Raw genomic sequence first — 18,869 nt, 5'->3', positions numbered from 1 at the left:
ACGCCCGGACCGCACGGTCCGACTCCGCCTGCCTGGCGACCAGACCCGGGATCCCCCGGGCCGGTCCGGGTTCCGCCACCGCCGGCGGCACCCGGACCCACGGGTCAGCTACCGCAGATGCCGTACCCGTTGAGGCTCCACGTGCCGGCGAAGCCGTCGGCGTCCTCGGTCGCCCGCACCCGCACGGTGGTGCCCGAGGTGATGTTGATCGCGTTGAGCAGCACCTGCCCGTTGCCGGCGTTGATGTCGGCCCCCGCGCTGTAGAGCGCCTTGCCGGCCGGGCAGGTCCTGAAGTGGGTGTGCTGGGGGTCGCTCGAACTCGCCCCCGTCACCACGATCCGCTCCAGCCCGGCCGGCGCGGTGGCGCAGACCGCGAACGACGTGGCGCTCCAGCCCGTCGGCGAGGTGCCCTGCACCGCGACCGCCCGGACGGTCACCGACGACAGGTCGGACGACGGCACCACCTGGTCGAGCACGACGTCACCCAGGCCGCTGTTGATCCGCCCGCCCATCCCGATGACCTTCTTCGTCCCGCAACTGGCCGTGACGAACTCCGTCCCGACCGCCCCGGTCGTCGCCACGACCTGGTAGCCGGCCGGCGTGGTGGCGCACTGGGCGAGGGCCTGGAGCCCCCAGTCGCCGGTGAAGTTCGTCGGGCCCACCTCCCGCATCGTCACGAAGAAGCCGGTGCCGTTCGCCAGCGGCTCCAGCCGGTCCAGCCCGACCCGGCCGTCGGCCGTCGACCCGGCCGTGAGGAAGCCGCCGCCCCCGGTGACCACCTTGCCGGCCGGGCACGACGCGAGCGCCGACTTGTCCAGGCTGCTCTCGGCCGCCAACTGGGTGACCGTCTCCAGCCCGGCGGGGTCCGCCGACGCCGGCACCGCCCCGCCGATCGCCCCCAGCACCGCCGCCGCCCCGACGACCGCCGTCAGCACGCCACGTCCTCTGATTGCTCGCATTGTCGATCTCCCTGTCCACCCCGGACGGCCGGTGCGCTGGCACCGGTCCGTCGCCGCCGGTCCGTCGCCGGCGGCTGGGGATAGCCTGGGCGGCCACGCTTGGCGTCCACTATCCGACGGCTTGCCGCCGGCCACCCCCGCGCATCCCATCCATAGACTTGGCTCGTCCGATCACGACTGGTGGGGAACGTCATGCGGTGGTCCGTCCTCGGTCCTGTCCAGGTGACCGCCGGGGACCGGGTCCTCGCCATCGACCGTCCCCAGCAACGCGCGGTGCTCGCGCTGTTGCTGCTCGACGCCGACCGGCTGGTCCCCGCCGGGCAACTCGTGGCGGCGCTCTGGGCGGACGACCCACCGGCCACCGCCCGGACCCAGGTGCAGGTCTGCGTCTCCCGGATCCGGGCGGCCCTGCGCGCCGAGGGTGCGGCCCACCTGCTGGTCACCCAGGGCGGCGGCTACCGGCTCACCGTACGCGGGACGGAGCTGGACCTGGCCGAGTTCACCGCGGCGGTCGAACAGGCCCGCGCCGAGGAGGCGGCCGACCGGCCTGCGGAGGCGGCGCGGCTGCTGCGCGCCGGCCTGGCGCTGTGGCGCGGGCCGGCGCTCGCCGGCGCGGCGGGTGCCTTCGTCGCCACCGCCGCCGCCGGCCTGGACGAGCAGCGGCTGGCCGCCCACGAGCGGCTCGCCGCCGTGGAACTCGGCCTCGGCCGGTGCGCCGGGGTCGCGCACGCCCTGCGCCCCCTGGTCACCGCCCACCCGCTGCGCGAGCCGCTGGTGGCCCGGTACCTGCTCGCCCTGGCCGGCTGCGGCCAGCAGGCCGCCGCGCTGCGGCTGTACGCCGAGACCCGGCGCCAACTCGTCGACGAGCTGGGTGTGGAGCCGGGTGCCGAACTGGTCGAGGCGCACCTGCGGGTGCTGCGGGGCCAGGTGCCAACCGCCACCGGGCCCGCCCCGCCCGTTCCCGCCGAGACAGTCGCGTCCCAGCCCGCTGGGCCGCCCCCGGCGCAGCTCCCCGGCGAGCCGGCCTGGTTCACCGGGCGGACGGCGGCGCTGCGCGAGCTGAACAACCTGCTGCCCGGCGATCCCGCCGGCGAGGACGACACCACCTGCAGCGGCGACGCCGGCGGCGGGGACGGTGCCGGACGGGCGGTCGTGATCTCCGCGATCGCCGGCACCGCCGGGGTGGGCAAGACCACCCTCGCGGTGCACTGGGCGCACCGGATCGCGCATCGCTATCCGGACGGCCAGCTCTACGTCAACCTGCGCGGGTTCGACCTCGACGGCCGGGCCGTCCCGCCGGCCGAGGCGCTGCGCGGCTTCCTGGCGGCGCTGCACGTGCCGCCCCAGCGGGTGCCCACCGACCTGCCCGGGCAGTCCGCGCTGTTCCGGAGCCTGCTCGCCGGCCGGCGGGTGCTGGTGCTGCTCGACAACGCCCGCGACGACGAGCAGGTGCGGCCCCTCCTGCCGGGCTCACCGGACAGCCTGGTCGTGGTGACCAGCCGCAACCGGCTCACCGGGCTGGTCGTCAGCGACGGGGCCCGTCCGGTGACCCTGGACCTGCTCGCGCCCGCAGAGTCGCGGGAACTGTTGGGCCGCAGGCTCGGCCGAGGTCGCGCCGGCACCGAGCCGATGGCGCTCAACGAAATCGTGCGGCGCTGCGCCGGCCTGCCGCTGGCGCTGGCCATCGTGGCAGCCCGGGCCGTCGGACAGCCTGACGTGCCGCTGGCCGCCCTCGCCGCGGAACTGCGCGCCACCAACGCGGACCGGCTCGCCGCGCTGGAGACCGGTGACCCCGCGACCGACGCCCGGGCGGTCTTCTCCTGGTCGTACCGGGCGCTGGACGCCGCGTCCGCCCGGCTGTTCCGGTTGCTCGGTCTGCACCCCGGCCCCGACGTCGCGCGGCCGGCGGTGGCCAGCCTGGCCGGCCTGCCCCCGTCCCGGGTCGGCCCGTTGCTGGTCGGGCTGGCCCGGGCGAACCTGCTCACCGAGCGCGTCCCCGGCCGGTACGCCATGCACGACCTGCTCCGCGCCTACGCCTCCGAGCTGTGCCACGAGGCCGACCCGGAGGCCGAGCGGACAGCCGCCCGGAGCCGCCTTCTCGACCACTACCTGCACGCCACGCACGCGGCGGACCACCTGCTCGACCCGTACCGGCTGGCCCGGCCGGCGACGCTGCCGGCACCGGAGCCGGGAGTGACGGTGGGCGACCGGCCGGACCACGCCTGGGCGACCGGCTGGTTCACCGCCGAACACCACGTCCTGCTGGCCGCCGTGGAACAGGCGGCGGGCACCGGCCTGGACCGGCACGCGTGGATGCTGGCCGCCGCCCTCACCACGTACCTCGACCGGCGCGGGCACTGGCCCGAACTGGCCGCCGCGCACCGCACCGCCCTCGCGGCGGCCCGGCGTCGGGGCGACCTGGCCGGGCAGGCCCTGGCACACCGGGGCCTGGCCATCGCCTGCACCTGGCTGGGCGACCACCGGGGCGCACACCTGCACTACGGCCGTGACCTGGAGCTCTACCGGGAGCTGGGCGACGACACGGGTCGGGCGCACACGCACCTCGGGGTGAGCTGGGTGCTGGCCCGGCAGGGCCGGCACCGGGCGGCGCTCGACGAGACGCAGCGGGCGCTCGACCTCTACCGGGCCGCCGGCTACCGGGTCGGGCAGGCCAAGGCGCTCAACAACCTGGGTTGGCTGCACGCCCGCCTCGGCGAACCCGGGCCGGCGCTGCGCTGTTGCCAAGCGGCCCTGCGGCTGCACGAGGAGAACGGCGACCGGCACGGCGCCGCCCTGACCTGGGACAGCCTCGGCTACGTCCACCACGGGCGCGGTGACCACGGGCAGGCCGCGGACTGCTACCGGCGGGCGCTCGCGCTGCACCGCGAGCTGGGCGACCGGTACGACGAGGCGGAGGTGCTGGACAACCTCGGCGACGCCGAGCGCGCGGCCGGCGACCTCGCCGCCGCCCGGCGGGCCTGGCGGGCGGCGTCGGCCATCTTCGACGAGCTGCGCCACCCCGACGCCGACCGGCCCCGGGCCAAGCTGGCCGCCACCGCCGGGCCGCCCCGACCACAGTCGTACCGGCCCGCCCCACTCGTGGTCGGGCAGACCGCCCCCGGCCACGCGGCGCCTACCGAGCGGCACCCGTGAGGTGGGTGCCGCTCAGCCCCTCAGCGTCATAGGCGATGGCCGATCCGCGCACCCGGACAGCCGGGTACGCGGTTCGGACCTACGGCTTCCAGGAGCCGGCGGTCTCAAACTTGTGCCGGTACTCCATCGCGCCGTTCTGGTTGGCCACGTCGAAGGTGACGCTGCCGGTGCGCTTGCTGCCCTCCCGCAGGTTGACGCCGGAGTCGAGCAGGTCGCCGCAGCCGGCGAACGCCCCGGCGATCCCGTTCTCGGTGGTGCCGTCGTCGGCGACCCACTGGAAGTAGAACGGGTTGATCGACATCTTGCCCTTCTTCACCGTCGCGGTGACGTCCGCGATCAGGTAGAGCCCCTTGTCGGGCGCGGACGAGTACGCCTTGCAGCCCTTGGTCGAGGTGCGGAACCGCAGCACCGTGATCTCCATGGTGCCCTCGTCGTCGGTGATGACCAGGCTCTCGCCGGCCTTCAGGTTGAACGTCTCACCGTCCGCCGGGGTCGAGGACGAGGACGGGCGGGTGGTCGGCCGGCCGCCCGGAGCGGTGGTCCCCACCGGCCCGGGAAGCTGCCGCTCCGCCTCCTTCGCCGCCTCGTCGACGCCCTTCACGAGCGCCACCACGCCACCGATGCAGCAGAGCAGGGCGAGCACCGCCGCGACGACCGCGATGATGATGATCGGCTTCTTGCTGCTCTTCTTCGGCTGGACCGGGCCGAGCGGGTAGCCCGGGCCGCCCGGCGCGGCACCAGGCTGGTACGGCTGGTACGGCGATCCCGAGGTGGGCGGGTACGGCGTGCCGGACACCGGCGGATACGCCGCGTCCGGGGCGGGCGGCGGCGGATACCCACCCGGCTGGTACGCCGGATCCGGGTGGGCCGGCGGCGGGTACCCACCCGGCTGGTACGCCGGATCGGCGGGAGTGAACCCGCCCTGCGGCGGCTGGTACGGGGACCCGGAGGCCGGCGGGTACGGGGCGCCGGAGACCGGCGGCGGCGCGTACGGCGCACCGGACACGGGCGGCGGGGGCAGCGGTGCGGTTGGATCGGCCGGCCACTGCGGCACGGGTGCCGTCGGCGGTTCCTGGTTTGGCTGGTATGGATCCTGCGGCCCGTAAGGGGGCTGGGGGTGGCTCACCGTACTCCTCGGCACCTGACTACGTTCGCGACGACCTGACGGTATCGCCCCTGGCAAGGCCCCGGGTACACGTACCGTCTCAGCGGGGTAACAGGATAGCGGCGGTGCGGACCAGACCGGCGTCGACGGCGAACCGCCCGGTGATCGTCGCGGGCGGGTCGGGCACCGGGGCCGCGTCCAGCCGGGCGGCGGAGATCCGGGCCGTGAACAGGCCGGAGTCCGGGTCCAGCTCGACCAGGGCGTCGTGGAAGTCGAGCCAGGTGCCGACGATCGGGTGCCAGACCTTGTAGACGGTCTCCTTGGCGCTGAACAGCACCGCCGGCCAGGAGACGCCGGCCGGCAGCCGAGCGCACTCGTCCCACTCCTCGGGCAGGCCGATCAGCCGGCGTACCCCGGCGTTGAGCTCCCTGTGCTGCTCGGCGTCCATGCCGACGGAGCGGACCTGGTCGGCGCGGGCCGCCGCCGCGGCGCAGTAGCCGTGGGTGTGGGTGATGGTGCCGACCACCCCGGCCGGCCAGACCGGGGACCGGTCCGGTGCCGACGGCAGGGCGACCGCAGGCACCCCGAGCCGGGTGAGCGCCCGCCTGGCGCAGACCCGCCCGGCGGTGAAGTCCCGCTGCCGGCTCTCCACCGCCCGTTCGCCGAGGCAGGCCCGCTCGGCGGGCAGCAACTCCCCGGTCCAGTCGTCGGACCCGGCGACGGCCACGGCCACCTCGGGCGGCAGCAGGTCACGCATTTTCGGCCCCGGCCCCGGCCCCGGCCGCCTCGGCCCGCCAGGCCAGCACCTGCTCGGTGGTCAACTCCCGGATGCTCATCGGTGCCGAACGTACCGCAAGGGGGCGGCACCGGATGGCCCCGGACGCGGCCCGACCGACCCCCGCCGATGGCCGCCCCCTCGCGGGAGGGAGCGGCCACCGGCACGTCGGCGCGCGGCACGGCCGGGAGGGGCGTCGGTCGAGGGCGGTGGGCCGGGAGGGGCGGCGGTCAGGGGCGGCGCGGGCGGCGGGTCAGGGCGAAGCCGACCACGCCGGCCACGGCGGCCAGTACGCCGCCGACCGTGGTCCAGATCCAGCGCGAGGACCCCTCGGGCAGCCAGCCGGTGAGGAGGGACTCGTCGTCCTCCTCCTCGGCCGGTGCCGCCGCCGGCTCACCGGTCAGCACCGTGCCGGCCTTCGTGTTCGGCACCAGCGGTGCCTTCAGCTCCCCGTCGTCGGCCGGGGCGTCGCCGTCGCCCACGTCTGAGACCAGCAGGTCCACGTCGATCGGCAGGCCGAGGTCCGGCTCCGGCAGGTCCACCACCGAGAGCCGTACGTAGTACGTGCCGGGCAGCGGGTCGGCTGACCACGGCTCCGCCCAGGACCGGACCTGCCGCAGCGTGCAGCCGAGCGCGACGCTGGTGACCGACGCCGCAGCGGTCGGGGTCTGCGCCCCCGCAGTGCATGCCTGCCGGCGGCGCAGGCCGTCGAAGACCTCGACGGTCCAGGTGGACGCGCCGGTGCGGCCCTTGGGGAAGCTGGCCGTCGCGGTGATCTCGTGGATCTGCCCGGCGCGGGCCGGGAAGGACCAGTAGAGGTGGTCGCCGGTCGACGCACCGACCCGGACCGGCTGCCCGGCGGTGATGCCGGTGGCGGTCAGGAACGAGGTGCCGGCCTTGGTGACCGTGGTGGCCCCGGGGGAGGGGGTGGGCGCGGCGAGCTCGTCCCGGGTCGCGGGGGGCGGCGGCCCGGCCAGCGCGGGCGCGGTCGGCAGGGCCAGCGCGGCGGCGGTCGGCAGCGTCAGGACGGCGGCGGCGGCCAGCGCCGCCCCGGACCGGATCAGCGGGGTACGCATCGTCAGTTCTCCCTCCAGGTCGCGACCCACCAGCGGGTGAGCAGGCCGGCGACGAGGCCGGTGAGCAGGCCGGCCAGGGTCAGCAGCATCAGCAGCACCCAGCCCCGGCCCAGGTCCGGCCCGCCCGGGGCGGGCGACGAGGCAACCACGTCCACGGTCAGCTCGATCGGCATGCCGGGGGTGGCCCGGGTGCCGGGACGGGGCGCGAAGGCGTTGCTGACCACCAGGCAGACGGTGGTCGGGGCGGCGTCGGCCTCGCCCGGCGCCGGGGTCGACGTCTCCCCTTCGTCGGCGTCGTCCGAATCGGCGGCGGCCGACCAGCGCAGGCCTGCGGAGACCACGTCGGTACGGCCGCTGCCGGCGTCCACGCCGCGGACCAGCTCGCGGCCGTCCGGCGCGGTGGCCCGCAGCAGCACCCCGTAGTCCGGGTTGACCGGGCGGTCCAGCGCGATGCTCACCGAGGCACGCAGCTCCTGCCCGGGGCGCACCGGGACCCGGTACCAGCGGTGCTCGGAGAACTGCTCCCGGTCGGTGTAGACGCCGGGGGCGAGCAGCGGCGCGTCCGGGCAACGGGCGGAGCCGCCCACCACGGCCGGGGCCACGGTGTACGTGTCGCGGGCCCGGTCGACCAGCTGCTTGATCCGTCCGGTCAGCTCGTCCGCGCTCTGCGCGGCCGTGTACGTTCCGCCGGTCGCGTTGGCGATGCAGAGCAGTTGCCGGCGCACCTTCTCGTCGGGGGCCAGGCCGAGGGTGTCCACCACCAGCTTGGTGCCCTGCGCGGCCAGGTCCCGGGCCACCTCGCAAGGATCCGGCGGGGCGCAGGTGTCCTCGCCGTCGGTGATCAGCACGATCCGGCGGGCGGTGGCGCCGGTGCCCAGGTCCTGGGCGGCCGAGCGGAGCGCCAGCCCGACCGGGGTGAAGCCGGTGGGCCGGAGGGTCGCCACCGCCGCCTTGGCCTGGGTCCGGTCCACCCGGCCGACCGGCACGATCTGCTGGGTGTCCTGGCAGCCGACCTTCTTGTCCTTGCCCTTGTAGGTGGCGCCGAGGACCCGGATGCCGAGCTGGGTCTCCTCCGGCAGCGCGTCCACGACCTCGTTGAACGCCTGCTGCGCCACGGAGATCCGGCTCCGCCCGTCGATGTCCCGGGCCCGCATCGAGCCGCTGACGTCGAGCACCAGCTCGACCCGGGGCGGCTCGGCGGGGGTCTCCTCGTCGGCCCACGCGGGCGCGGGCCCGCTCAGCACGATCCCGGGACCGATCAGGACGGTCGCCGCCAGCAGTCCACTGAGGACGGATGTCGATCGTCTTCTGTTGATCACCGGGGCGAGTGTAGTGAGATCCACTCCGGACGGTCGGTCGCCCCCCGGCGGCTGCCCCGCACCCGGCCGACGGCCCCGAACGGCCCGCATGACCAGCACTCCGGCGGGGCCGGCCGCCGGGGTCTTGCCAGGTCTTCCCCGGATGACTGACGGTTAACTGCCAGGGGTAAACCACCAGGCTGGGGTGAGTCTCGTCAGAAATCTGACCCGAGTCCACCCGTTGTGCCGGTGGTTCCCGGTGGCTAAGCTTCACGTGCGCGCCCCAATCGCCCGCTTCCCCCGTGGCAGGCGATCGGGGCGCGCGTCTTCGTGCCGGGGCCATTTCTTCGTGCCCGGGCCCTTGGCGTCCTCGCGCCGGAGCCGCTGGCTATCCGATATCCGACGCAGCCTCCGGTTTCCGCTTACCGGCTACCGAGCTCGCCCCGTCATCACCGTCCGCGACAGCCGGAACGCCCCCACGTCGGCGGTCGACCACCGGTCGCGGGGGCGCCGCCGCTGGGCCGTCGTCAGGTCCAGCGGCCGTCCAGCCAAATCCGGGCCGACCACTCCGCGTACGGCAGCAGCCTTCCCACGAAGATCGGATAGAAGTACGCGAAGCAGAGCGCGACCAGCAGCACGTACGCGCCGACCGCGATCCCGCCGATGAGCCGGCGGTCGGCCGCGTCGTCCGGCCCGGGGGGTGGGTCCCCGGGGGGCACCCGGGAGGGGGCGGGGGAGACGATGGCGCCCAGCACGTAGACCACCGCCAGCACCAGGAACGGCAGGGCCGGCGCGGCGTAGAAGGAGAACATCGTCCGCCCGTCCAGGGCGAACCAGAACCAGGGCAGCAGGCCGGCCGCCGCGCAGAGCAGGATCGCCCCGGCCCGCCAGTCCCGTCGGGCCACGCCGATCCAGGCCGCCCCGAACAGGGCGGGCAGGAACGACCACCACAGCAGCGGCGTGCCGAGCAGCAGGACCTCGGAGGCGCAGGTCGGCGCTCCGCAGGCGCCGTCACCGGACCAGTGGAACGCCACCGGCCGGCCGAGCAGCAGCCACTGCCACGGCCAGGACTGATACGGGTGTGATTTTTCCAAAGTTGTGTGGAAGCCGTACGCGGCCTTGTGGTACTCCCACAGGTTGTTCAGCGCCCCGAGGTACGGGGTGTCGCTCAGCCCGGGTACGTTCGGGTACCGGGCAGCGAGCCGGTAGTAGCCGTCGTCGGTCAGCAGCCAGCCCGACCAGGTGGCCACGTAGGTGACGACCATCAGCACCCCGGCCAGGGCAAGCCAGGGCACCTCGTCGAGCAGGGCGTCGCGCCAGGGCCGGCGCACCCCGGCGGACCGGCGGACGCCGACCTCCCAGAACAGGGCGAGCAGCGCGAAGGCCGGCAGGAAGTACACGGCGCTCCACTTCACCGCGCAGGCGCAGCCGAGCAGCACCCCGGCCGCCAGCCGCCACCAGGGCCAGTTCCGCCAGCCGCCGGCCGGCCGGCCGGCCCGCCCCGCGGCGGCGGGGTCCAGCCCGGCCTCCAGCGCCCGGCTCCACCGTCGCCGGCGGGCGTCCCGGTCGAGGACCAGGGCGCCGAACGCGGCCAGCACGAACAGCAGCAGGAAGATGTCGAGCAGGGCGGTGCGGGAGAGCACCAGGTGGAAGCCGTCCAGGGCGAGCAGCAGGCCGGCGGCGCAGCCGAGCGCGGTGGAGCGGAACAGCCGGCGGCCGATGCGGACCAGCAGCAGCACCGACACGATGCCGGCGATCGCGGCGCCGATGCGCCAGCCGAACTCCGGGGCGGTGGTCGTCAGGTGCCCCGGCACGGAGATGTTGTGCTCGGCGTCGGAGTAGCCGAAGGCCCACTCGCCGAGCCCGATCAGCCACTTGCCCAGCGGCGGGTGCACCACGTAGGACGGGCCGTTGTCCTTGTAGTTCCACTCGACGCCCTTGTCGACCAGCCCCCAGCCGTCGCGGGCGTAGTAGATCTCGTCGAAGATCTTGCCCTTCGGGCTGCTGAGGCCGACCAGGCGCAGGATCGCCGCGATCGCCACCACGACGGCGGTGGCCAGCCACGAGTTGACGTCCAGCCGGGCATCGACGGTCGCCAGCCGCCGCCGCACGATGGCGGGGACGCCCCCACCGCCGCTGATGGGGGGAGGCGTGGACTCCTCGGTCGCGGCGCCGGCTGCGGCGTGCTCCGATTTCGCCTGGCCCGCGCTCGCGCTCTGCGCTGTCGACGCACTCGTCACGAAGCGATCGTAGGCTGCGGAGGTGCCCGGTGGCGCCCGTCGTTTCCAATACCGGTACAACTGTCGATGAAGGAGTGCGTCTCGTGGGTGAAATGTCCGAAGTTGGCCGCCTGGTCCTCCTCGGCGCGCCGCTCGGCAACCCGGCCGACGCGTCCGCCCGGTTCCGCGAGGTGCTCGCCGCCGCCGACGTGGTCGCCGCCGAGGACACCCGGCGGCTCACCCGGCTGGCCCGGGACCTCGACATCACCGTGCCCGGCCGGATCGTCTCCTACTTCGAGGGCAACGAGGAGCGCCGCACCCCCGAGCTGGTCGAGGTGCTCCGCGCGGGATATGTCGTGGCACTGGTCACCGACGGCGGGATGCCCAGCGTCTCCGACCCCGGGTACCGGCTGGTCCGGGGCGCGCTCGACGCCGGCGTGCCGGTGACCGTCGCCCCCGGCCCGAGCGCCGTCACCACCGCGCTGGCCCTGTCCGGGCTGCCCAGCGACCGGTTCTGCTTCGAGGGCTTCCTGCCCCGCACCCCCGGCGCTCGGCGCTCCCGGCTGCGCGCGCTGGCCGGCGAGGAGCGGACCCTGGTGCTCTTCGAGGCCCCGCACCGGATCGCCGGTGCGCTCGCCGACCTGGCCGCCGAGTTCGGCGCCGACCGGCCGGCGGCGCTCTGCCGCGAGCTGACCAAGACGTACGAGGAGGTGGTCCGCCGGCCCCTCGGCGAGCTGGCCACCTGGGCCGCCGACAGCGGGCCACGCGGCGAGATCACCCTGGTGGTGGCCGGTGCCGCGCCGGCCGCCGCCGAGCGACCGGACGACGCGACGTTGCGTGCCGCCGTGGCCGAACGAGAGGCCGCCGGCCTGTCCCGGCGAGACGCGATCACCGAGGTCGCCACCGGGTACGGCCTGCGCCGCCGTGACGTCTACGCGGTCGTGCACGCCTGAGGTGCCGGGAGGTCGCCCCGTCGCCGCCCCGGCCGGCGGCGCGGACGCGACGAGGTGGGCGGGGTGGGACATGGGAGGTCCGCGCCCGGCCGGCGGGGGCGTCACCAGGCGTTGACAAGGAAGCCCGCCGTGATCACGAGCGGGCCGGCCACGGCGGCGGCCACCGCCCAGCGGCGGTCCCGGCGGTCGGTGAACAGGGTGGCGCCGGTGCACCGGGCGATCGCCACACCACAGGCCAGCACCAGCAGCAGCCCGAGCAGCCAGCGCAGGTGCCGGCCGACCCCGGTGTCGGCGTACGCCGCATCGGACGCCGGCCCGGTCATCCCGGCGGGCAGGACGGAGCCGGTGGCACTGCGCTCGGCGGGCACGCCGCTGATCCGCACCCCGAACGCGACGTACCGACCGTCGTCGGCGGTGAAGATCCCCTGGCAACGCTGGGTCAGCCCGCCGCCGGTGCACTCGTCGACCACCACGGTGCCGGTGACGCGGTGCCCGACGGCCAGCCAGAACGGGCCGACGCTCACCCAGGCGAAGAATGCGGCGAGCAGGCTCAGCGCGAGAAGCGCGGAAAGCCCTCGCCAGGGCTCCGGCGGCCGGGCGGGGCGGTCGGCCCGCCGCCGTCGGGCCCGGGCCGCCCGGTCGCCGTCGCCGTGCCGCCACCGGCCGTGCCCCTCCCCGAGCGGCGTGCCGTCCCAGTGCACCTCCTCGATCGGTGCCCAGAACAGCCCGTCGTCGGACCCCGGCGGGTCGCCGACGGCGGTTCCCGGGCGGGGCCGGCCACCCGGCTGCCGGACCGGGACCCGGCGCGGCACGGCGCCGACCGGCGCCCCGGTGGTCGGCTCCACCTCCACCGGCCGGCTGGGGCCGCCGGTGGCCGGACCGGGCACGACGCCCGAACCGGACAGCAGCGCGCTCGGCCCGGGTGCGGGGTTCGGTCCGGGCCCGGAGCTCGGCGCGGGTGCGGCGGCCGGCCGAGGCCGGGCGGCCGGTCCGGACGGGGTGGCCGGTCCGGACGGGACGCTCGGCGCGGGTGCGGCGGTCGATCCCGGCAGGGCGATCGACGGGGTCGGCCCCGGCAGGGCGATCGGCCGGGTCGGCCGGGGCTTGGTGGCGGTGGGCGCCCCCGTCGGTTCGGCGGTCGGGACCGGCCGGGGCTGTGGCGCCACGGTCCCGGCCCGGGGCGACGGTCCGGGCGGCGGGTCGTCGTCGCGGGCCGACCCGGTGGGCGGCTCCTCGTGGTCCCGGGCGGCTCGGCTGGCGGTCACGGGCTTCATTGGACACCGGTCGGCGTGGGTATCGAGGCAGCTCAGACCGCGTGTCGGCGACAATTCGGGCAACGATCGTCCGCCCCGACGCCGCCCGGTCACCGAGGCCCCCTCGCCCCGCCCCCGTCCGTGTCGACCCGGCATGCCCGACGGGGCGTTGACCCGCCCGGGTGGCCTGTTGGTTCGCGGTGCACCCGGCGAGGTCACTAGGCTTGCTGGTCATGAGTCACGTTCTCGCGGCGGTAGCCTGGCCTTACGCCAACGGCCCGCGCCACATCGGCCACGTCTCCGGTTTCGGCGTTCCCTCCGACGTCTTCGCCCGGTACATGCGGATGGCCGGCCACGACGTGCTCATGGTGTCCGGCACCGACGAGCACGGCACCCCGATCCAGGTGCAGGCCGACGCCGAGGGGGTCACCCCGCGCGTGCTGGCCGACCGGTACAACCGGGTGATCGCCGAGGACCTGCGGGCGCTCGGGCTGTCGTACGACCTGTTCACCCGCACCACCACCCGCAACCACTACGCCGTGGTGCAGGAGTTGTTCTCCGGGATGCACCGCAACGGCTACATCGTTCCGAAGGTCACCGTCGGCGCGATCTCGCCGTCCACCGGCCGCACCCTGCCCGACCGGTACATCGAGGGCACCTGCCCGATCTGCGGGTACGACAGCGCCCGCGGCGACCAGTGCGACAACTGCGGCAACCAGCTCGACCCGGTCGACCTGATCAACCCGAAGTCCAAGATCAACGGCGAGACGCCGGAGTTCATCGAGACTGAGCACTTCTTCCTCGACCTGCCGGCCCTGGCCGACGCCCTGCGGCAGTGGCTGGACAGCCGGGAGGGCTGGCGGCCCAACGTGCTGCGGTTCTCGAAGAACCTGCTCGACGACCTCCAGCCCCGGGCGATCACCCGGGACCTGGACTGGGGCGTGCCGATCCCCCTCGACGGCTGGCGGGACCGGCCGGACAAGCGGATCTACGTCTGGTTCGACGCGGTCATCGGCTACCTGTCCGCGTCCATCGAGTGGGCCCGCCGCACCGGAGACCCGGAGGCGTGGCGGAAGTTCTGGAACCCGAAGGGCGCCGAGGGCAGCACCGACGGTGACACCCAGAGCCACTACTTCATGGGCAAGGACAACATCGTCTTCCACTCGGTGATCTGGCCGGCGCTGCTCGGCGGCTACTCGGGCGAGGGCGCGCGCGACGGCGAGCCGGGCCGGCTGGGCCGGCTCAACCTGCCCACCGAGGTGGTCTCCAGCGAGTACCTGACCATGGAGGGGCGCAAGTTCTCCTCCTCCCGCAAGGTGGTCATCTACGTCCGGGACTTCCTGGAGCGGTACGACGCCGACGCGCTGCGCTACTTCATCGCCGTCGCCGGTCCGGAGAGCAACGACACCGACTTCACCTGGGCCGAGTTCCTCCGCCGCAACAACGACGAGCTGGTCGCCGGCTGGGGCAACCTGGTCAACCGGTCCGTCTCGATGGCGGCGAAGAACTTCGGCGCGATCCCGCCGGTCGACCCGGCGGGGCTCACCGAGGCCGACGAGGCGCTGCTCGCGACCGCCCGGGCCGGCTTCGGGACCGTCGGCGGCCTGATCGGCCGGCACCGGCAGAAGCAGGCCATCGGCGAGGCGATGCGGGTCGTCGCCGAGGCCAACAAGTACATCTCCGATCAGGCCCCGTGGAAGCTCAAGGACGAGGCGGACAAGCCCCGGATGGGCACCATCCTGCACGTCGCCCTCCAGGTGGTCAGCGACGCGAACACGCTGCTTACCCCGTTCCTGCCGCACTCCGCGCAGAAGATCCACGAGCTGCTCGGCGGCACCGGCGTGCACGCGCCGATGCCCGTGCTGGAGGAGGTCGACGACCTCGACGGCGGGCCCGCCTACCCGGTGCTGACCGGGGACTACACGGTCGGGACGCGCTGGGAGTCCGTACCGCTGGAGGCGGGCCGGCCGCTCGCGGCGCCGAAGCCGGTCTTCCGCAAGCTCGACCCGTCGATCGTCGACGAGGAACTGGCCCGGCTCGCCGGCTGACCACCGCGTCGGCCTGACCCGCCGCCGGCCCGACCCACCGCGCCGGCGCGGCCCCCGCCCCCGGGGACCGCGCCGGCCGTACGGCCGGCGGCGGCCTCAGCGTCGGGCCATCGCCGGGGCCACCACGAACTCCAGGATCGCGCGGTTCACCTCGTCGCTGTTGGTCCACGGGATGCCGTGCGGCGCTCCCTTGAGCGTGGTCAGCCGGCTGTCGGGCAGCATCGGCTGCAATCGCTGCCCGGTCGCCGCGTACGGCAGCACCCGGTCCTGGTCGCCCTGCACGATCAGCACCGGCACGTCGATCCGGGGCAGGTCCGGCCGGAAGTCGGTCAGCCAGGCGTCCACGCTCTGGTACGTGCCGATCGCCGAGGCCCGCGTGCCGATCTCCCAGTGCGCCCGGTACGCCTCCTCGCTGACCAATTTGCCCTTGTTGTCCGCATAGTTGAAGAAGTTGTCGCAGAAGCTGGTGAGGAACGCGAACCGGTCGGCGAGGATCGCCTGCTGAAACCCGTCGAACAGGCTCCGGTCCAGCCCCTCCGGATTGTCGGCGGTCTTCAGCAGGAACGGCGCGAGCGGGCTGAGCAGCACCGCCCGGTCCACCCGGCTCGACCCGTACGCGCCGAGGTAGCGGGTCACCTCCCCGGTGCCCATCGAGTGCCCGATCAGGATCGCGTTGCGCAGGTCCAGCTCGGTCATCAACACGTCCAGGTCGGCCGCGAACGTGTCGTAGTCGTACCCGGCGGCCGGCTGGCTGGAGTTTCCGAAACCCCGCCGGTCGTACGTGATCGTGCGGTAGCCGGCGGCGAGCAGGGCGCTGGTCTGCTTCTCCCAGGTCGCCCCGTTGAACGGGAACCCGTGGATCAGCACCACCGGCTGCCCGGCGCCGTGGTCCTCGTAGTACAGGTCGATGGGCGCGGAGTTCTCCGCGCCGACGGTGATGAAGGGCATGTCGTCTCCCGGAGCGGGGTCGGGGCCGTCGGACGCCCGGCGCATTCCCGGCCCTCTTGCTGTTATGCCCGCCCACCACCGCTTCGGTCCGACCGGCGGTGTGTGATGCTGACGGCGATGACCGAGCCGACTGAGTCCCGCCGCCAACGGGCCACCCGCCGGGCCGGGGAGTTCCCGCCCGCGCCCGAGCCGCTGCCCCGCCCCGTGCCGGACAGCCACACCCACCTGGACATCACCGTCACCGAGGCCGGCGCCCCGGCCGGCGGGGCGGGCGGGAACGCCGCCGCCGACGACCCGGTCGCGGCGGCCGTCGCGGTGGCCGCCGAGGCCGGCGTGGACCGGCTCGTCCAGGTCGGCGTGGACGTGGCGTCCTCCGCGTGGAGCGCCGACGCGGCCGACCGCTACCCGGCGGTGCTGGCCACCGTCGCCCTGCACCCCAACGAGGCGCCCCGGCTGGCAGACCTCGACGAGGCGCTGCGGCAGATCGAGGCGCTCGCGGCCCGGGACCGGGTGCGCGGGATCGGGGAGACCGGGATGGACTTCTTCCGCACCGGCGACGAGGGCCGGGCCGCGCAGGAGGAGAGCTTCCGGGCGCACGTCGCCATCGCCAAGCGCTACGGCAAGGCCCTGGTCGTCCACGACCGGGACGCGCACGACGACGTGCTGCGGATCCTCGACGACGAGGGTGCCCCGGACACCGTCGTGCTGCACTGCTTCTCCGGCGACGCCGGGTTCGCCGCCGACTGCGTACGCCGCGGCTACCTGCTCAGCTTCGCGGGCACCGTCACCTTCGGCAGCGCCGTCGCGCTGCGCGAGGCCGCCGCGCTCACCCCGCTCGACCAGCTCCTGGTGGAGACCGACGCGCCGTACCTCACCCCCACCCCGCACCGGGGGCGGCCCAACGCGTCGTACCTCATCCCGCTCACCGTGCGGGCACTGGCCGCGACCACCGGCGCGGACCTCGACGAGCTGTGCGCGGCGCTGTCGGTCAACGGCGAGCGCGCCTTCGGCCCGTGGTGACCGGCCTGCTCGGCCCGGCGGAGATCCGGGAACTCGCCGCCCGCCTCGGCGTGCACCCGACCAAGAAGCTCGGCCAGAACTTCGTGCACGACCCGAACACCGTCCGCCGGATCGTCACCGTCGCCGGCCTGGCCCCGGACGACGTCGCCCTGGAGGTCGGCCCCGGCCTCGGCTCGCTCACCCTGGCCCTGCTGCCGGTGGCCGCGCACACCCACGCCGTGGAGCTCGACCCGACGCTGGCCGCCGCGCTGCCGGAGACCGCCGCCCGGTTCGCCGGGCCGGCCGCCGCCCGGCTGACCGTGCACCACGCCGACGCCCTGCGGATCGGCGCCGCCGAGCTGGTCGACCCCGCGCCGACCGCGCTGGTGGCGAACCTGCCGTACAACGTGGCCGTGCCGGTGGTGCTGCACCTGCTGGCCGAGCTGCCCAGCCTCCGGCACGGCCTGGTGATGGTGCAGAAGGAGGTCGCCGACCGGCTCGTCGCCGGCCCCGGCTCCAAGGTCTACGGCATCCCGTCGGTCAAGCTCGCCTGGTACGCCCGCTCCCGCGCCGCCGGTAAGGTGCCGCCCAACGTGTTCTGGCCGGTGCCCAACGTCGACTCCGGCCTGGTCGCCTTCACCCGCCGCGAGCCGCCCCGCCCCGACGTACCCCGGAAACAGGTTTTCGCCGTCGTCGACGCCGCGTTCGCCCAGCGCCGCAAGACCCTGCGGGCCGCCCTGGCCGGCTGGGCCGGGGGCGCGGACCGGGCCGCCGCGGCGCTCACCGCCGCCGGCGTCGACCCCGGCGCGCGCGGCGAGTCGCTCACCGTCGAGCAGTTCGCCGCCATCGCCGCGTCGGCCCCGACCGCCCCACCGGCCGCGCAGTAGGCTGGCGCGGTGACCGAGGCCTGGGGACCGGACGACGATGACGACCAGCAGCGGCGCGGGGCCAGCGGCCCGGTCCGGGTGCGGGTGCCCGCCAAGGTCAACCTGCACCTCGGGGTGGGCCCGCTGCGCCGGGACGGCTACCACGAGCTGAACACCGTCTACCACGCCATCTCGATCTACGACGAGCTCACCGCCCGCCGCGGCGACACCCTCACCCTGACGATGGAGGGGGAGGGCACCGGCGAGCTGGCCCTGGACGACACCAACCTGGCCATCCGGGCCGCCCGCGCCCTCGCCGGGTACGCGGGCGTCCCGCCGCACGCCCGGCTGCACCTGCGCAAGCAGATCCCGCTGGCCGGCGGGCTGGCCGGTGGGAGCGCCGACGCCGCCGCCGCGCTGGTCGCCTGCGACGCCCTCTGGGGTACCGGGCTGTCGCGCGACGAGTTGGCCGGGATCGCCGCCGACCTCGGCTCCGACGTGCCGTTCCTGATCTACGGCGGCACCGCGCTCGGCACCGGCCGGGGCGAGGCGGTCAGCCCTGTGCTGGCCCGCGCCACCTCCTGGCACTGGGTGGTCGCCATCGCCGACGGCGGGCTGTCCACCCCCGCCGCGTACGCCGAACTCGACCGGCTCCGCGACGCCGGGGCCGCCGGCCCGCCGCTGGGCAGCACCGACGGGCTGCTCGCCGCGCTGCGCCAGCGGGACCCCCGGGTGCTCGCCGCCAGCCTCGGCAACGACCTCCAGGACGCCGCGCTCGCCATGCGCCCGTCCCTGGCCGGCACCCTGAAGGCCGGCGAGGCCGCCGGGGCGCTCGCCAGCATCGTCTCCGGCTCCGGGCCGACCTGCGTGTTCCTCGCCGCGAACGCCGACGACGCCGACCGGATCGCCGCCGAGCTGACGACCGCCGGGGTGTGCCGCCAGGCGCGCACCGCGCACGGCCCGGTGCCCGGCGCGCGGATCGGCTGAGCCGGGAATACGCCCGCCGGGCGGGCTGAGCCGGGAGTACGCCTCCCCGGGCGGGCTGAGCCGGGAGTACGCCTCCCCGGGCGGGCTGAGCCGGGAGTACGCCTCCCCGGGCGGGCTGAGCCGGGAATACGCCCGCCGGGCGGGGCTGAGGCGTACGCCCGCCGGGGCGGCCCGGAGCGTCCGCGTACCCTTGGAGGCCAGGCGTCCTGAGGTGCCCGCCGGCACCGGGA

The 18,869-nt window shown here is 75.3% G+C and carries 14 protein-coding genes; 6 read left to right on the top strand and 8 right to left on the bottom strand.

Features of this window, described 5'->3' with window-relative positions:
* Positions 1-104: 104 nt before the first annotated feature.
* Positions 105-959, bottom strand: a complete 855-nt coding sequence (locus OG559_RS08110) for a hypothetical protein (protein WP_405113930.1) — start codon at positions 957-959, stop codon at positions 105-107.
* Between the two features lie 192 nt (positions 960-1,151).
* Between OG559_RS08110 and OG559_RS08105 the strand changes: the two genes are divergently transcribed.
* Complete coding sequence (locus OG559_RS08105; RefSeq protein WP_405113928.1) at positions 1,152-4,112, top strand: BTAD domain-containing putative transcriptional regulator; 2,961 nt, start codon at positions 1,152-1,154, stop codon at positions 4,110-4,112.
* 79 nt (positions 4,113-4,191) lie between these two features.
* On the opposite strand, the gene OG559_RS08100 is transcribed toward OG559_RS08105, so the two are convergent.
* From OG559_RS08100 to OG559_RS08080, 5 genes are all read right to left on the bottom strand, one after another.
* A complete protein-coding gene (locus tag OG559_RS08100; protein WP_405113926.1) occupies positions 4,192-5,118 on the bottom strand; it encodes a hypothetical protein in 927 nt (308 codons plus the stop codon).
* Positions 5,119-5,317: 199 nt separating this feature from the next.
* The gene (locus OG559_RS08095; protein ID WP_405113924.1) at positions 5,318-5,974 is read right to left on the bottom strand and encodes a 4'-phosphopantetheinyl transferase; all 657 of its coding nucleotides are present in this window, start codon (positions 5,972-5,974) and stop codon (positions 5,318-5,320) included.
* Between the two features lie 248 nt (positions 5,975-6,222).
* On the bottom strand, positions 6,223-7,068 hold the full coding sequence (locus OG559_RS08090) for a peptidase (protein WP_405113922.1): 846 nt from the start codon (positions 7,066-7,068) through the stop codon (positions 6,223-6,225).
* Positions 7,069-7,070: 2 nt separating this feature from the next.
* Positions 7,071-8,387: a VWA domain-containing protein gene (locus tag OG559_RS08085; protein WP_405113920.1), complete on the bottom strand. Its 1,317-nt coding sequence runs from the start codon at positions 8,385-8,387 to the stop codon at positions 7,071-7,073.
* 506 nt (positions 8,388-8,893) lie between these two features.
* The gene (locus tag OG559_RS08080; RefSeq protein ID WP_405116485.1) at positions 8,894-10,507 is read right to left on the bottom strand and encodes a dolichyl-phosphate-mannose--protein mannosyltransferase; all 1,614 of its coding nucleotides are present in this window, start codon (positions 10,505-10,507) and stop codon (positions 8,894-8,896) included.
* A gap of 191 nt (positions 10,508-10,698) precedes the next feature.
* Between OG559_RS08080 and rsmI the strand changes: the two genes are divergently transcribed.
* Positions 10,699-11,538: a 16S rRNA (cytidine(1402)-2'-O)-methyltransferase gene (rsmI, locus tag OG559_RS08075; protein WP_405113918.1), complete on the top strand. Its 840-nt coding sequence runs from the start codon at positions 10,699-10,701 to the stop codon at positions 11,536-11,538.
* 101 nt (positions 11,539-11,639) lie between these two features.
* On the opposite strand, the gene OG559_RS08070 is transcribed toward rsmI, so the two are convergent.
* Entirely contained in the window at positions 11,640-12,803 is a 1,164-nt protein-coding gene (locus tag OG559_RS08070) for a hypothetical protein (protein ID WP_405113917.1), read from the bottom strand.
* Between the two features lie 221 nt (positions 12,804-13,024).
* On the opposite strand from OG559_RS08070, the gene metG reads away from it, so the two are divergent.
* Positions 13,025-14,839, top strand: coding sequence for a methionine--tRNA ligase (gene metG, locus OG559_RS08065; protein WP_405113915.1), 1,815 nt, complete (start codon positions 13,025-13,027; stop codon positions 14,837-14,839).
* Between the two features lie 96 nt (positions 14,840-14,935).
* On the opposite strand, the gene OG559_RS08060 is transcribed toward metG, so the two are convergent.
* Positions 14,936-15,787 carry an alpha/beta fold hydrolase gene (locus tag OG559_RS08060; RefSeq protein WP_405113913.1) on the bottom strand — a complete coding sequence of 284 codons (852 nt, stop codon included), beginning with the start codon at positions 15,785-15,787 and terminating at the stop codon, positions 14,936-14,938.
* 105 nt (positions 15,788-15,892) lie between these two features.
* On the opposite strand from OG559_RS08060, the gene OG559_RS08055 reads away from it, so the two are divergent.
* The 3 genes from OG559_RS08055 to OG559_RS08045 are packed head-to-tail and all read left to right on the top strand — an operon-like array spanning position 15,893 to position 18,639.
* Complete coding sequence (locus OG559_RS08055; RefSeq protein ID WP_405113911.1) at positions 15,893-16,807, top strand: TatD family hydrolase; 915 nt, start codon at positions 15,893-15,895, stop codon at positions 16,805-16,807.
* Entirely contained in the window at positions 16,804-17,673 is an 870-nt protein-coding gene (gene rsmA / locus OG559_RS08050; protein WP_405116483.1) for a 16S rRNA (adenine(1518)-N(6)/adenine(1519)-N(6))-dimethyltransferase RsmA, read from the top strand. The genes OG559_RS08055 and rsmA overlap by 4 nt, the downstream gene beginning before the upstream one ends.
* A gap of 9 nt (positions 17,674-17,682) precedes the next feature.
* On the top strand, positions 17,683-18,639 hold the full coding sequence (locus tag OG559_RS08045) for a 4-(cytidine 5'-diphospho)-2-C-methyl-D-erythritol kinase (protein ID WP_405113909.1): 957 nt from the start codon (positions 17,683-17,685) through the stop codon (positions 18,637-18,639).
* Positions 18,640-18,869 lie beyond the last annotated feature (230 nt).

It is taken from the genome of Micromonospora sp. NBC_01405 (assembly GCF_045040155.1).
In the GTDB taxonomy this organism is placed as follows: Bacteria; Actinomycetota; Actinomycetes; order Mycobacteriales; family Micromonosporaceae; genus Micromonospora.
Note: the sequence above shows the minus strand (reverse complement) of the source record. Positions and strands in the feature narration are given on the sequence as shown.

Bases quoted from the DNA above. Each gene is read 5' to 3' on its own strand.
- rsmI (WP_405113918.1), top strand. From the start codon at position 10,699: ATGTCCGAAGTTGGCCGCCTGGTCCTCCTCGGCGCGCCGCTCGGCAAC.
- OG559_RS08105 (WP_405113928.1), top strand. From the start codon at position 1,152: ATGCGGTGGTCCGTCCTCGGTCCTGTCCAGGTGACCGCCGGGGACCGG.
- OG559_RS08090 (WP_405113922.1), bottom strand. From the start codon at position 7,068: ATGCGTACCCCGCTGATCCGGTCCGGGGCGGCGCTGGCCGCCGCCGCC.
- metG (WP_405113915.1), top strand. From the start codon at position 13,025: ATGAGTCACGTTCTCGCGGCGGTAGCCTGGCCTTACGCCAACGGCCCG.
- OG559_RS08110 (WP_405113930.1), bottom strand. From the start codon at position 959: ATGCGAGCAATCAGAGGACGTGGCGTGCTGACGGCGGTCGTCGGGGCG.
- OG559_RS08055 (WP_405113911.1), top strand. From the start codon at position 15,893: ATGCTGACGGCGATGACCGAGCCGACTGAGTCCCGCCGCCAACGGGCC.
- OG559_RS08095 (WP_405113924.1), bottom strand. From the start codon at position 5,974: ATGCGTGACCTGCTGCCGCCCGAGGTGGCCGTGGCCGTCGCCGGGTCC.
- OG559_RS08060 (WP_405113913.1), bottom strand. From the start codon at position 15,787: ATGCCCTTCATCACCGTCGGCGCGGAGAACTCCGCGCCCATCGACCTG.